Annotated in this window: 12 protein-coding genes and 1 tRNA gene; 10 read left to right on the forward strand and 3 right to left on the reverse strand. The window is 64.1% G+C overall.

What is annotated here, in order from left to right:
- Nucleotides 1-232: 232 nt before the first annotated feature.
- From JWR89_RS24670 to JWR89_RS24690, 5 genes are all read left to right on the forward strand, one after another.
- Nucleotides 233-307, forward strand: a tRNA-Asn gene (locus JWR89_RS24670).
- Nucleotides 308-469: 162 nt separating this feature from the next.
- On the forward strand, nucleotides 470-1,135 hold the full coding sequence (locus JWR89_RS24675) for a protein-L-isoaspartate O-methyltransferase (RefSeq protein ID WP_299720831.1): 666 nt from the start codon (nucleotides 470-472) through the stop codon (nucleotides 1,133-1,135).
- Nucleotides 1,136-1,352: 217 nt separating this feature from the next.
- Nucleotides 1,353-2,744, forward strand: coding sequence for a TolC family outer membrane protein (locus tag JWR89_RS24680; protein WP_299720832.1), 1,392 nt, complete (start codon nucleotides 1,353-1,355; stop codon nucleotides 2,742-2,744).
- 267 nt (nucleotides 2,745-3,011) lie between these two features.
- Nucleotides 3,012-3,758, forward strand: a complete 747-nt coding sequence (locus JWR89_RS24685) for a DUF2497 domain-containing protein (protein WP_299720833.1) — start codon at nucleotides 3,012-3,014, stop codon at nucleotides 3,756-3,758.
- A 151-nt stretch (nucleotides 3,759-3,909) separates the two neighbouring features.
- Nucleotides 3,910-6,786: a valine--tRNA ligase gene (locus tag JWR89_RS24690; protein ID WP_299720834.1), complete on the forward strand. Its 2,877-nt coding sequence runs from the start codon at nucleotides 3,910-3,912 to the stop codon at nucleotides 6,784-6,786.
- 172 nt (nucleotides 6,787-6,958) lie between these two features.
- Here the strand turns inward: JWR89_RS24690 and JWR89_RS24695 are convergent, their stop codons facing one another.
- The gene (locus JWR89_RS24695) at nucleotides 6,959-7,564 is read right to left on the reverse strand and encodes a DNA-3-methyladenine glycosylase (protein ID WP_299720835.1); all 606 of its coding nucleotides are present in this window, start codon (nucleotides 7,562-7,564) and stop codon (nucleotides 6,959-6,961) included.
- 100 nt (nucleotides 7,565-7,664) lie between these two features.
- Here JWR89_RS24695 and lipA point away from each other — a divergent pair, with 100 nt between their 5' ends.
- Entirely contained in the window at nucleotides 7,665-8,624 is a 960-nt protein-coding gene (gene lipA / locus JWR89_RS24700; protein ID WP_299720836.1) for a lipoyl synthase, read from the forward strand.
- Between the two features lie 7 nt (nucleotides 8,625-8,631).
- The gene (locus tag JWR89_RS24705) at nucleotides 8,632-9,105 is read left to right on the forward strand and encodes an SRPBCC family protein (RefSeq protein ID WP_299720837.1); all 474 of its coding nucleotides are present in this window, start codon (nucleotides 8,632-8,634) and stop codon (nucleotides 9,103-9,105) included.
- A gap of 56 nt (nucleotides 9,106-9,161) precedes the next feature.
- On the opposite strand, the gene JWR89_RS24710 is transcribed toward JWR89_RS24705, so the two are convergent.
- Nucleotides 9,162-9,782: a CinA family protein gene (locus tag JWR89_RS24710; RefSeq protein WP_299720838.1), complete on the reverse strand. Its 621-nt coding sequence runs from the start codon at nucleotides 9,780-9,782 to the stop codon at nucleotides 9,162-9,164.
- Between the two features lies 1 nt (nucleotide 9,783).
- Entirely contained in the window at nucleotides 9,784-10,965 is a 1,182-nt protein-coding gene (locus JWR89_RS24715; protein WP_299720839.1) for a bifunctional 2-C-methyl-D-erythritol 4-phosphate cytidylyltransferase/2-C-methyl-D-erythritol 2,4-cyclodiphosphate synthase, read from the reverse strand.
- A gap of 265 nt (nucleotides 10,966-11,230) precedes the next feature.
- Between JWR89_RS24715 and dusB the strand changes: the two genes are divergently transcribed.
- From dusB to JWR89_RS24730, 3 genes are all read left to right on the forward strand, one after another.
- Nucleotides 11,231-12,238, forward strand: a complete 1,008-nt coding sequence (gene dusB, locus JWR89_RS24720) for a tRNA dihydrouridine synthase DusB (protein ID WP_299720842.1) — start codon at nucleotides 11,231-11,233, stop codon at nucleotides 12,236-12,238.
- Complete coding sequence (locus JWR89_RS24725) at nucleotides 12,235-13,407, forward strand: nitrogen regulation protein NR(II) (protein WP_299720840.1); 1,173 nt, start codon at nucleotides 12,235-12,237, stop codon at nucleotides 13,405-13,407. Before dusB ends, JWR89_RS24725 begins: the two co-directional genes overlap by 4 nt.
- Nucleotides 13,408-13,416: 9 nt before the next feature.
- The coding region (locus JWR89_RS24730; RefSeq protein ID WP_299720841.1) for a response regulator at nucleotides 13,417-13,714 on the forward strand (298 nt) is incomplete at its 3' end.

The following is a 13,714-nucleotide window of genomic DNA, read 5'->3' on the forward strand; positions in this document are numbered from 1 at the left end:
ATCTCGATGGCGAATGAGACGTTTTGGCGATGCCGTCATGGCGTTTCCGCGCTGCGGGTTCCGCGATTGTTGCCGGGCATCACCGGCCAAACCCGCAAAAGGTCCTGTAAACAGCTGATCTTTGGCGATTTTCGCGCGAAATCGCCGCGATGCCGCCGTGCTGCATTTCCCGCTTTGCAAGCCCGGATCGCTTTGTTATACGCTGCGGCGAGCGAGGCTTGGTCCTCGCTGTTCCCTGGTAGCTCAGTGGTAGAGCATTCGACTGTTAATCGAATGGTCGCTGGTTCGAATCCGGCCCGGGGAGCCAACACATCTGCGCGGCGGATGTGACGATGCCGATGCGATTACCGCGACGTCATCTTCGATCGACCCCTTCATCAGACTTCTTGCATGAGACTTCTTGCGCGAGACTTGGCGCTGCCGTAATTCCTAGACGAGGAACTTCAGCCCGCTTGCCAAGGGAATACCCATGTCCGAGTTTTCGACCGCCCGTCAGAAGATGGTTGATGGTCAGGTGCGTCCCAGCGACGTCACCGACATCAGGATCATCGACGCCATGCTGGCGGTGCCGCGCGAGGATTTCGTCCCCGTCAGCCAGCGCGCCATGGCCTATCTCGACATCGATCTCGACATCAGCGCGCCGGGCGCCGCCAAGCGCTTCCTGATCAAGCCGGTGATTCTGGCGCGAATGCTGCAGGCCGCCGAGGTCAAGGCGACCGACAACGTGCTGGTGGTCGGTTGCGCCACCGGCTATTCCGCTGCCGTGGTCGGCAAGCTCGCCGGCAAGGTCACCGCCACCGAGGGCGACCCGGCGCTGGTTGCCAGCGCCGCCGCATGCCTGGCGAAGCTGGGCTTGGCCAATGTCGTGTCGGCTCCAGCGATGGCTGCCGATGGCCATGCCGGCAACGGTCCTTATGACGTGATCGTGCTGGTTGGTGCTACGGAAGTTATCCCCAGCACGCTGTACCGGCAGCTCGCGCCGGGCGGGCGTCTGGTCGGTGTTTTCGCCATGTCACAACCGCAACGGGCAACGATCGTCACCCATTCGCATGATGATTTTGGCGCTCGCGCCCTGTTCGATGCCTCCGTACCGGTATTGCCCGGCCTGGAGCGGGTTCCCGCCTTCGTTTTCTGAGTTTACGAACCTTGTCAGGGCGGTAAGATCGGGGCGCGGGATTACAAGTGTGGCTCGGATGCCCCATTGGCCAAGTTTCGACTGCGATCTCGTCACAAAAGGTTCCGTCCCGCGAATGCCCGGAATATGGTGAGTGGAGACTCAATAGACCAAGACCCGGTTCCGGTGCGCCCAACGTATCTCCGGATCTGTGAACGGCATGAATGGAATACCTAGGATGGGTGGCGTAAAAGTTCTCACCGGAGCTGCGACGGCGGCCCTTTTGCTGGCATTTGCAGGCTCGACACCGGCTCTCGCCGACACGATCGAGGCAGCGCTGGTTCGCGCCTACCAGAACAATCCCCAGCTCAACGCCCAGCGCGCCTCGGTGCGCGTCACCGACGAAAACGTGCCGCAGGCGCTGTCGGGGTATCGACCGCGCGTCGCCGTCACAGCGAGTGGCGGTTATCAGTACTCGGACGTTATTTCGAGCTCTTCGCTTGGCAGCTCCCATGTGACAGGAACCCAAGTTCCGCGCAGTGTCGGCGCTACGGTCACTCAAACCCTATTCAACGGCCAGCAGACCGCCAACCGCACGCGTGCGGCCGAGGGCCAGGTCTCGTCGGCTCGCGAAGGCTTGCGCGTGCTTGAGCAGTCCGTGATGCTTTCGGCGGCCACCATCTACATGGACTACCTGCGCGATTCCGCCACGCTGGAGGTTCAGCGCAGCAACGTTCGGGTGCTCGAGCAAACCTTGAAGCAGACCCGCGACCGCTTCAATGTTGGTGAGGTCACCCGCACCGACGTCGCGCAATCGGAGGCGCAGCTAGCGGCCGGTCGCACCCAGCTTCTCACGGCGGAATCCAACCTCAACACCACGCGTTCGAACTTCCGCCGCATCATTGGCAACGAGCCCAATGCGCTGCAGGCAGGATCGCCGGTGGATCGCTTCCTGCCGCCGACGCTGCCAGGCGCGATCGATCTTGGACTGACCGAGAACCCCAACGTTACCGCCGCGATGTTCGGTATCGATGTCAGCTACCTCAACGTCAAGGTCAACGAGGGCGCATTGTTCCCGACGGTGACGCTGCAGGCCAGCGTGCAGCAGTCCTACGAACAGACCATCTCGGTCCCGCGCCAGTTTGGCGCGGCGGCGGTCGCGCAGATTTCGGTGCCGGTCTATCAGGGCGGCGGGGAATACGCGCTGATCCGTCAGTCGAAAGAGACGCTGGCGCAGCAGCGCCTTGCGCTCGAACAGACCCGCGACCAGACCCGGGCCAGCGTGGTTCAGGCCTGGGGCCAGTTGCTCGCTGGCAAGGCGCAGGTATCGTCGGCGCAGGCCCAGGTGCAGGCGTCCGAGATCGCGCTGAACGGCGTCCGCGAAGAAGCCAAGGCCGGACAGCGCACCACGCTCGACGTCTTGAATGCGCAGCAGGCCCTGGTGAATGCGCGCGTGGCGCTGGTGACGGCGCAGCACGATCGCGTCGTCGCTTCCTACGCCGTGCTCAACGCCGTGGGCCGGCTGTCGCCGACGGTACTCAAGCTCGGTACGACGGTCTATGACCCGAGCGTGCATTACCATCAGGTACGCGATAGCTGGGTCGGTGTTCGTACGCCCGACGGCCGCTAGGCGCTTCGCGCTTTCGCATCGCAAGGGCCGCTTCGGCGGCCCTTTGCTTGCAATCATTTGTAGCGATGACGTACCTTTGACTGAGGTAGCAAGACGATTCGTAACGCAGTCGGCGTGACGTTCGCTTCGAGCGACCGATCAAGCGGCGCTTGATCTGGGGACAAGTCAGGCTAGCGCAATGAAAAGTCCCGCATCCCCGTCGAGAACCGGCAAATCCAGCCCCGTCTGGTGTAAAGTTGCGAGAGCGTTGATGATGCGGAGTCGGAAATGACGCAGCCTGCAAAGGTCCAGGAGCCCTCCATGGAGGAGATTCTGGCGTCGATCCGGCGGATCATCGCCGACGACGAAGCCAAGCCTGCTGTGGTCGAGGCTGCGCCGCCGCCAGCACCAAAGGCCGTCGCTCCGGCCCCCGCGCCAAAGCCGGCTGCCATGGCCAATATACCGCCTTCGGCGATTCCCGCGGCTCAAGCGGCCGCCGCCAAGGTTGCGCCGACACCTCCGCCCGCGCCGCCGCCAGCGCCCGCTGTCAGCAACAGCCAGGACGATATCGACGCGATGCTGGCCGGCCTGGATGCCGCCACCACCGAAGAAGAGATCCGTCCGCCGTTGCCCGATGGCGACGTGTTCGAATTGACCGACGACATGGTGCTGCCGGATCCCGAACCGGCGCCGGCATTCCACCATGTCGAGCCGGAAGACGACCTGGAATTCGCCGAGGCCGTTGCCGCCAGCACCGAGCGCCCGCGCGCGCCCATGTTCGATCCGCCGTCCTACGACGCGCCACCGCTTCCGCCGCAGCAGAACATCCTGTCGCACACCACGGTGAATGCCGTAGAATCGGCGTTCCACACGCTGGCCAACACGGTGTTGAGCAACAACGCCCGGACGCTGGAGGATCTCGTCAAGGAGATGCTGCGTCCGATGCTGAAGTCGTGGCTCGACGACAACCTGCCGGGCCTGGTGGAGCGTATCGTCAAGGCTGAAATCGAGCGGGTCTCGCGCGGCGGGCGATAGCCCCGCCACCGACACCTCTGCAGCCTTGGTTTGGCCCCTGCTGCCATTTAAGCCGGCCTATATGTTGACTTGGACGGCGCTGGCAGGTTTCTAGCGCCTTCGGCATGCGCGTTACCAAACCCGCCAAAACTCCTGACCTGATTGCACTGTCATGATCGAAAAGAATTACCAGCCCGCCGACATCGAAGTCCGGATCGCTGCCGCCTGGGAAGCGGCTGGTGCCTTCAAGGCCGGCCGTGCCGATCGCGTCGATGCCGAGCCCTATACGATCGTGATCCCGCCGCCGAACGTCACCGGTTCGCTGCACATGGGCCACGCGCTCAACAACACGCTGCAGGACATCCTGTGCCGCTTCGAGCGGATGCGCGGCCGCGACGTGCTGTGGCAGCCCGGCACCGACCACGCGGGCATCGCGACCCAGATGGTGGTGGAACGCCAGTTGATGGAGCGCAAGGAGCCCGGCCGCCGCGACATGGGTCGTGAAAAGTTTCTCGAGCGCGTCTGGCAGTGGAAGGCCGAAAGCGGCGGCGTCATCGTCAACCAGTTGAAGCGGCTGGGCGCGTCGTGCGACTGGTCGCGCGAGCGCTTCACTATGGACGAGGGCCTGTCGCGTGCCGTCGTCAAGGTGTTCGTGCAGTTGCATCGCGAGGGCCTGATCTACAAGGACAAGCGCCTTGTGAACTGGGATCCGAAGCTGCTGACGGCAATCTCCGATCTCGAAGTGCAGCAGATCGAGGTCAAGGGCAGCCTGTGGCATCTGCGCTATCCGCTCGAGGGCAAGGTCTTCGATCCCGAAGATCCCACGACGTTCATCGTGGTCGCCACCACACGGCCGGAGACGATGCTGGGTGACTCCGCGGTCGCTGTTAATCCCGAGGACGAGCGCTATGTGGCCCTGATCGGCAAGCACGTCATCCTGCCGCTGGTCGGCCGCAAGATTCCGATCGTCGGCGATGACTATTCGGATCCGGAGAAGGGATCGGGGGCGGTCAAAATCACGCCCGCGCACGACTTCAACGATTTCGAGGTCGGCCGCCGCCACAACCTGCCGCAGATCAGCATCCTCGACATCGAAGGCCGGCTCGCGCTGGACGGCAACGAGGACTATTTGCGCGGACTGCCGGAAGGTTCCGCGCAACTTGTCGAAGAACTGCACGGCATGGAACGCTTCGCCGCCCGCAAGAGCATTGTCGCGCGGCTGGAGGATTTCGGCTTCCTGGAGAAGATCGAGCCGAACACCCATGCGGTGCCGCATGGCGATCGGTCCGGCGTGGTAATCGAGCCCTATCTCACCGACCAGTGGTATGTCGATGCCAAGACCATGGCGCAGCCGGCCATTGCCGCGGTGCGCTCTGGCGCGACCGAATTCGTGCCGAAAAACTGGGAAAAGACCTATTTCGAGTGGATGGACAACATCCAGCCGTGGTGTATCTCGCGCCAGTTGTGGTGGGGCCATCAAATTCCGGCCTGGTACGGCCCGGACGGCAAGGTGTTTGTCGCCGAGACCGAGGAAGAAGCCGTGGGTCACGCGCTCGGCTATTACGTCGAGCAGGAAGTCATTACGGCAGAGCAGGGCCACGACATGGCGCTGGATCCCGCCTTGCGCGAGGGCTTCATCACTCGCGATGAAGACGTGCTCGACACCTGGTTTTCGTCGGCGCTGTGGCCGTTCTCGACGCTGGGCTGGCCCGACGACAACACCGACGTCGAGCGCTACTACCCGACCAACGTGCTGGTCACCGGCTTCGACATCATCTTCTTCTGGGTCGCCCGGATGATGATGATGGGCATGCACTTCATGAAGGACGTGCCGTTCCCGACGATCTACATCCACGCCCTCGTCCGCGACGAGAAGGGCGCCAAGATGTCGAAGTCGAAGGGCAACGTCATCGACCCCCTGCATCTGATCGACGATTACGGCGCCGACGCGCTGCGCTTCACGCTGTCCGCGATGGCGGCGCAGGGACGCGACATCAAGCTGGCGCCGCAGCGCGTCGAGGGCTACCGCAACTTCGCGACCAAGCTGTGGAACGCCTGCCGCTTCGCCGAGATGAACGAGTGCGCGCTGCCGGCCGATTTCGATCCCACCAAGGCGACCGAAGTCGTCAATCGCTGGATCGCGCACGAGACCGCGCGCGCGACGCGTGAGGTCACCGAAGCGATCGAGGCCTATCGCTTCAACGATGCCGCGGGCGCCGCCTATCGCTTCGTCTGGAACGTGTATTGCGACTGGTACCTCGAACTCGCCAAGCCAGTGATGATGGGCGAGGATTCGCCCGCCAAGACCGAGACCCGTGCCATGGTGGCCTGGGCGCGCGACGAGATCCTGAAACTGCTGCATCCGTTCATGCCGTTCATCACCGAAGAACTGTGGGCGGTGACGGCGGCGCGTACGGGCCTGCTGGCGCTGACGCCGTGGCCGTTGAAGTCGCGCTGCGGCCTGACACGGGAGCAGGAAGCGCTGATCATCGCCACCGCCTCCAGCGATCCGCTGGTGGCGCCGATCATGCTCGGCGACCCCGCTGTTGTGCCGGACTTCAAGGACGACGCCGCCGAAGCCGAAATCGGCTGGGTGGTGGACCTCGTCACCGCGGTGCGCTCGGTGCGTGCGGAGATGAACATTACGCCGGCGACGCTGACGCCGCTGGTGCTGGCCGGTGCCTCCGCCGAGACGCAGGCCCGCGCGCTGCGCTGGAGCGACGTGGTGAAACGCCTCGCCCGGCTCGGCGATATCTCGTTTGCCGACCGCTCGCCGGACGGCGCAGTTCAATTGCTGATCCGCGGCGAGGTCGTCGCGCTGCCGCTGAAGGGCGTGATTGACCTCGGCGCCGAGCAGACCCGGCTGGAGAAAGAACTGGCCAAGGCGGAAGCCGACATCAAGCGCGTCGATGCCAAGCTTTCCAACGAGAAATTCGTCGCCAACGCGCCGGAAGAAATCGTCGAGGAAGAGAAGGAAAAGCGCGCCGAGGCTGTGGCGCGCAAGGAAAAGGTGCTGGAGGCCATGCAGCGCCTGAAGGGCGCGGTGTAAGCACCAACTCAGCGAGGCAACGACGTCGTTGCAATCTCGGACCTCTCCCCGTCATTGCGAGGAGCGAAGCGACGCGGCAATCCAGAGGGCCGCACGCTCCGAAAGAACTGGATTGCTTCGTCGCAAGGGCTCCTCGCAATGACGGGGAAAGAGCAGGGCGCCGTCTCGAAAATCACGTCTTCGAAAATGGCTTGCTGAGAAATTTCGACCCGCGCAGCCCATACCGCCACGGCAGTTCGATCGCCTTGGTGATGCCGATGCGAATCCCGGCAACCACATCGGGGGCCTCCGTTCGCGCGTGAATCGATATCGGCGGCGCGTCGAGCGCCAGCCCGTTATGGGCGTGCGTGATGCCCAATGCCTGACACAGCTTGCCCGGCCCCGAACACAGCAGCCGCTCGTCTTCGATACCGCGGCGCAGGCGCATTTCGCCGATGCCGAACGTCGGCTGGATCGCCCGGATCAGCACCGCGCTCGCCGAACCCGCCTTCTCGCAGACAAAGTTGACGCACCAATGGATGCCGTAGGAGCGGTAGACATAGGCAAAACCGGGCGGGCCGAACATCACCTGGTTGCGCGGCGTCGGGCCGCGGAACGAGTGCGCAGCGGGGTCGGTGTGGTGATAGGCCTCGACTTCGACGATCACGCCGCCGACCCCATCGACCAGCAACGTGGCGCCGATCAGGTCCGGAGCCACCTCATGCACGCTGCGGGCGAAGAAGCGCCGCTGCAACGGCCTTCCCAGTTTCAGCCTGGTGTTTGTGCGGTTTTGAGCCATTCTGGCCGATATGCTAAGATGGGACGCTGGGCAAGGCGAGGGCGGGTTGCAGGACATCCACCGGCGGATTACCTAGAGCTTCACTCAGAACGGACAGTTCATGGTCGTCGTCCTCGATACCGTCTCCACCACCCAGTTGCGTCCGCGTCACCCGGAAAAGGTGAACCGGCCGGATTCGGTGTCACCGCCGAAGCCGGACTGGATCCGGGTTCGCGCGCCGACCAGCCGCGGCTATGGCGACACCCGCAAGATCGTCAAGGAAAACGGCCTCGTCACCGTGTGCGAGGAGGCCGGCTGCCCGAATATCGGCGAGTGCTGGGACAAGAAGCACGCCACTTTCATGATCATGGGCGATACCTGCACCCGGGCCTGTGCGTTCTGCAACGTCAAGACCGGCATGCCCAATGCGCTCGACATGTCCGAGCCGGAGCACGTCGCGCTGGCGGTGTCGAAGCTCGGCCTGCACCATGTCGTCATCACTTCGGTGGACCGCGATGACCTGGCCGATGGCGGCGCCGATCATTTCGCCAAGACGATTCGCGCGATCCGCGCGGCGTGCCCGACCACCACCATCGAAATCCTGACGCCCGACTTTTTGCGCAAGCCGGGCGCGCTTGAAATCGTGGTCGCCGCCAAGCCAGACGTGTTCAACCACAATCTGGAAACCGTGCCGGCGCGCTATCTGACGGTCCGTCCGGGCGCGCGCTATTTCCATTCGTTGCGGCTGCTGCAGCGGGTGAAGGAACTCGACCCGACGATCTTCACCAAGTCGGGCATCATGGTCGGCCTCGGCGAGGAACGTCACGAAGTGCTGCAGGTGATGGACGATATGCGTTCCGCCGATATCGACTTCCTGACCATCGGCCAGTACCTGCAGCCGACGCGCAAGCATCATGTGGTGTCGCGTTACGTCACCCCCGATGAATTCAGCGGCTACGAGAAGGTCGCCTATACCAAGGGGTTCCTGATGGTGTCGGCGAGCCCGTTGACGCGCTCGTCGCATCACGCCGGCGAGGATTTTGCGAAATTGCAGGCGGCCCGCGCTGCACAGGCGCGCTGAGCCGACCATGCCGCAATTTGCCAACAAGCGCCGGGTCCGCCACAGCGCAAACCAAATGTTCGATCTCGTGGCCGACGTCGAGCGCTATCCGGAATTCGTGCCGCTGTGCAAGGCGCTGAAGATCCGCCAGCGAACCACCAGGCCCGACGGGACCGAGGTGATCGTCGCCGACATGACGGTATCGTTCAAGCTGGTCCGCGAGGCCTTCACCAGCCGCGTCACGCTGGACCGCGCCAATCTCAAGATCATGGTCGAATATCTGCAGGGCCCGTTCAGCAAGCTCGAAAATCGCTGGAGCTTCGAGCCGAAGACCGAAACCGAATGCGACGTCGGTTTCTTCATCGCCTATGAATTCAAGAGCCGGATGTTGGCGATGCTGATGGGCACCATGTTCGACGCCGCGTTCCAGCGCTTTGCCGCGGCGTTCGAGAAGCGCGCGGATCAGGTGTACGGGGTAGGGCGCTTGTCGAGCGGAACGTAATCACTACGCGCTCGGTGTCGTCCCCGAAGGGGGGACGACGGCTGAGAGGATCGAGTTTACTTCTCGGGCTTCGGCTTTACCGGCGCCTTCACCAGCCTTCGCTTCACCGCCGTTCGCCGTGGCGAGCGCGCGACGCGCGGCTGGGCCAGGCTGGCGACTTCGCGCTTCTTCGCAGTCGGCTGCGGTCCGCGCGCCAATTCCATCAGCATGCGCAGCGCTTCCAGCACCGAACGCTGACGCACCTGGCTGCGGCCGATGGCGCCGAACCGGCATTCCTTGCGGACGATGCGACCGTCTCGCGACGCCACCGCGAAATGCACCAGGCCGACCGGCTTGCCCGGCGTGGCCCCGCCGGGACCGGCAATGCCGGTGATAGACACCGCCAGATCGACGCCGGCCTTTTCCAGCGCGCCCACCGCCATCTGCGTCGCGGTCTCCTTGCTGACCGCGCCAAAACTCTCCAGCGTCGATGCCTTGACGCCAAGCATCACGCGCTTGGCGTCGTTGGAGTAGGTGACAAAACCACGATCGATCACGTCAGACGAACCCGGGATGTCCGTCAGCGCCGCGGCCACGAGGCCCCCGGTGCAGGATTCCGCGGTGGCGATGGTCAGCTTGCGACCGCGGCAGAGGTCCAGCAGCGCACGGGACAGGGCACGTGGATCGCTGCCGGCCATCTCAATCGACCCAGGGCAGGCGGATGGTGGCTGCCGCGGTGGCGGCAATGCCTTCCTCGCGGCCGGTGAAGCCGAGCCGCTCGCTTGTGGTCGCTTTCACCGCGACGCGTGACAGCGCCACGCCGGTGATTTCGCTGATGCGCGCGCGCATGGCGTCGCGCAACGGGCCGATCTTGGGGCGCTCGCAGATCAGCGTAACTTCGAGGTTGCTGATCCGGCCGCCGCGCGCGGTGACGCGATCGACCGCGTATTTCAGGAATTTGTCCGAGGCCGCGCCCTTCCACTTGTCGTCGCTGGGCGGGAAGTGCGAGCCGATGTCGCCATCCGCCAGCGCACCGAGGATCGCATCGACCAGCGCATGCAGGCCGACGTCGCCGTCGGAGTGGGCGAGAAAGCCTCGGGTGTGCGGCACGCGCACGCCGCAGATCATCAGGTGATCGCCGTCGCCGAACGCGTGCACATCGTAGCCGGTGCCCATGCGGATATCGCCGAGCGCGGCGGCAAGGCGTGCTTCCTCGCGCACAAAATCTTCCGGGGTGGTGAGCTTCATGTTCGCAACATCGCCTTCAAAGGTCGTGACCGTCAATCCCGCCCATTCGGCGAGCGCGGCATCGTCGGTGAAATCGCTGCGGCCTTCGCGGGCGGCGCGGCGATGCGCTTCAAGTATCACATCGAAGCGAAAGGCCTGCGGCGTCTGCGCGATGCGTAACCGGGAGCGGTCCGGCGTGGCTTCCACATGACCGGCATCGCCGACCTGCTTGATGGTGTCGGTGACCGGCACGGCCGGCACCGCGGCGCCCGTGATGCCGGCCGCCGCGATCGCGCGCGCAATCAAAGCAGGGGTCACGAAGGGCCGTGCGGCATCGTGGATCAGGACGATGTCGGGCGCATGACCGGCGAGCGCCTCCAAGCCAGCATGCACCGAGGCTTGGCGCGTGGCGCCGCCATTGGCCGGACTATGATACCGTAATTCGCTCACCGCCTCGTTGAACATCACGGTGTCATCGGGATTGAGTACCGGTTGCACGGCGAACACATCAGGGTGACCGCAGAACGGCTCCATGGCCCGGGAGATCACGGTTCGGCCTGCAATGGTGCGGTACTGTTTGGGACCGCCGGAGCCGGCGCGCAGCCCACGACCGGCGGCGACGATAATGGCGGCAGTCTTTGGTGATTCAGTCATCATGTTCAGCTGATTAAGGGGTGAGCGTTCGGCGCACAGCCCTTACCATGCTGGAAGGCAAAAACAGTATGATTACATTCTCGTGGACGCATATCCGCGCATTGCTGCACTGCACTTGCAATATGATCAGACCTGTCTAAAGTGTAGGCATGGCAGTTGACTGCACAACAAATGTGCGCATTATGCGCCCAATGTCTGCAATGCGGCGGACAAGCCAACGACGAGCAGGTCTGTGACTACCCTGAACTCTGCAAACCCTAAGCCATTGCGCATTGGCGACATCGAGATCGCCAACAGGGTCATCTTGGCGCCGATGACAGGTATCACCGATGTGCCGTTCCGGCGCCAGGTCGCCGAACTCGGCGCCGGGCTGGTGGTGTCAGAAATGACCGCTAGCGCCGATCTCGTCAATGGCCGTCCCATGTCCGTGTTGCGTTGCGAGGCGACCGGGCTTGGTCCGCATGTGGTGCAGCTGGCGGGCTGCGAGACCCGCTGGATGGCGGAGGGCGCGCGGATAGCGGAAGCGTCGGGCGCCGACATCATCGACATCAACATGGGCTGCCCGGCGCGCAAGGTCACCGGCGGCACCGGCCAGTCCGGTTCGGCGCTGATGCGCGATCTCGACCATGCCCTGAAGCTGATCGAGGCGACCATCGCGGCCGTAAGAGTGCCAGTGACGCTGAAGATGCGCCTCGGCTGGGACGATCAATCGATCAACGCGCCGGAGCTGGCGCGCCGCGCCGAGGCCGCCGGCGTCCAGTTGATTACCGTGCATGGCCGCACCCGTTGCCAGTTCTACAAAGGCGAGGCCGACTGGGGCGCGATCCGCGCGGTCAGGGACGCCATCGGCATTCCGCTGATCGTCAATGGTGACGTCACCTCGTTCGAGAAGGCAGTCAGCGCGCTTGAACTGTCCGGTGCCGACGCGGTGATGGTGGGGCGGGGTGCCTATGGGCGACCGTGGCTGCCCGGCCAGATCGCCCGCCGCTTCGAGACAGGAATCGCGGAAGCCGTGCCAACGCTGCCCGTGCAGCTCGGCTACGTCCGCAAGCTTTATGACGGCATTCTCAGCCACTACGGCGCGCGCGTCGGCCTTCGCCACGCGCGAAAGCATCTCGGCTGGGCGCTGGACGCCGCGGCGGCCACTAGCTGCGCGCCGGATGCCGTTCTGAAGACCTGGAAGCAGACCATCCTGACCGCCGAGGACCCGGCCGGCGTGCATCGTTCCCTCGACGATGCGTTTGACGATTTCACATGGAGTGCTGCCGCATGACCGCTGTCGCAGAACACCGTCGCCCGATTCCCACCGACAGCGAGGCGATCCTCAACGCCTTGCCGAATCCCGTGCTGCTGATCGCACCCGACGGCAAGATCGTCGACGCCAACATGGCCGCGGAGTCATTCTTCGAGATTTCCGCGCAGTTCCTGCGCCGGCAATCGCTGAAGGAACTGGTGCCGTTCGGAAGCCCACTGCTGGCGCTGATCGACCAGGTTCGCGCGCAGGGCTCGCCGGTCAACGAATACAAGGTCGATCTGGGCACGCCGCGAATCGGTGGTGATCGCCAGGTCGATCTCCACGTCGCACCGTTGACGGAGCGACCCGGCCATATCGTGGTGATGCTGCAGGAACGCACCATCGCCGACAAGATGGACCGCCAGCTCACCCATCGCAGCGCCGCGCGCTCGGTGATCGCGCTGGCGGCGATGCTGGCGCACGAGATCAAGAACCCGCTCTCCGGCATTCGCGGCGCGGCGCAGCTGCTGGAGCAGGCGGCGTCCTCCGAAGACCGCATGCTGACGCGGCTGATCTGCGACGAGGCCGACCGCATCGTCACGCTGGTCGATCGCATGGAAGTGTTCGGCGACGACCGGCCGGTGGCGCGCGGTCCGGTGAACATCCACTCGGTGCTCGACCATGTGAAGCGCCTCGCGCAATCCGGTTTCGCACGAAACATTCGCTTCATCGAGGATTACGACCCCTCGCTGCCGCCGGTGCTGGCCAATCAGGACCAGTTGATTCAGGTGTTCCTCAACCTCGTGAAGAATGCCGCCGAGGCGATTGCCGATCTTGGTTCCGACGGCGAGATCCAGCTCACCACCGCGTTCCGGCCCGGCGTGCGGCTGTCGATTCCCGGCAAGAAATCCCGCGTCTCACTGCCGCTGGAATTCTGCGTCAAGGATAACGGCCCCGGCGTTCCGGAAGACCTGCTGCCGAATCTGTTCGATCCCTTCGTGACGACAAAACCGACCGGAAGCGGCCTGGGTCTTGCATTGGTTGCGAAGATAGTCGGCGATCACGGCGGGATCATCGAATGCGAATCGCAGCCGCGAAAGACGATCTTCCGTGTGCTGCTGCCCATGTTCAACTCCGCCAAGAACTTTGATCCTGGTAACGGCGATGTCCCGGCGACATCGGCGCGTACCTCGCAAGACGCAAGATGAGGACTGACAATGGCTGCAGGTAGCATTCTGGTCGCGGACGATGACACGGCCATCCGCACCGTCCTGAATCAGGCGCTATCGCGTGCCGGATACGAAGTTCGCCTGACCGGGAACGCCGCCACGTTGTGGCGCTGGGTCAGCCAGGGCGAGGGCGATCTCGTGATCACCGACGTGGTGATGCCCGACGAGAACGGGCTCGACCTGATCCCCCGGATCAAGCGGGTCAGGCCCGAGCTCAAGATCGTGGTGATGAGCGCGCAGTCGACACTGATGACGGCGGTCAAGGCAGCGCAGCGCGGCGCCTTCG

Source organism: Tardiphaga sp., assembly GCF_028290785.1.
Taxonomy (GTDB): domain Bacteria; phylum Pseudomonadota; class Alphaproteobacteria; order Rhizobiales; family Xanthobacteraceae; genus Tardiphaga.

Excerpts from the sequence above, each read along its gene's own strand:
- JWR89_RS24675 (WP_299720831.1), top strand. The coding sequence starts at position 470 with ATGTCCGAGTTTTCGACCGCCCGTCAGAAGATGGTTGATGGTCAGGTG.
- lipA (WP_299720836.1), top strand. The coding sequence starts at position 7,665 with ATGGTCGTCGTCCTCGATACCGTCTCCACCACCCAGTTGCGTCCGCGT.
- JWR89_RS24695 (WP_299720835.1), bottom strand. The coding sequence starts at position 7,564 with ATGGCTCAAAACCGCACAAACACCAGGCTGAAACTGGGAAGGCCGTTG.
- JWR89_RS24685 (WP_299720833.1), top strand. The coding sequence starts at position 3,012 with ATGACGCAGCCTGCAAAGGTCCAGGAGCCCTCCATGGAGGAGATTCTG.
- JWR89_RS24680 (WP_299720832.1), top strand. The coding sequence starts at position 1,353 with ATGGGTGGCGTAAAAGTTCTCACCGGAGCTGCGACGGCGGCCCTTTTG.
- JWR89_RS24725 (WP_299720840.1), top strand. The coding sequence starts at position 12,235 with ATGACCGCTGTCGCAGAACACCGTCGCCCGATTCCCACCGACAGCGAG.
- JWR89_RS24715 (WP_299720839.1), bottom strand. The coding sequence starts at position 10,965 with ATGACTGAATCACCAAAGACTGCCGCCATTATCGTCGCCGCCGGTCGT.
- JWR89_RS24705 (WP_299720837.1), top strand. The coding sequence starts at position 8,632 with ATGCCGCAATTTGCCAACAAGCGCCGGGTCCGCCACAGCGCAAACCAA.
- JWR89_RS24690 (WP_299720834.1), top strand. The coding sequence starts at position 3,910 with ATGATCGAAAAGAATTACCAGCCCGCCGACATCGAAGTCCGGATCGCT.
- JWR89_RS24710 (WP_299720838.1), bottom strand. The coding sequence starts at position 9,782 with ATGGCCGGCAGCGATCCACGTGCCCTGTCCCGTGCGCTGCTGGACCTC.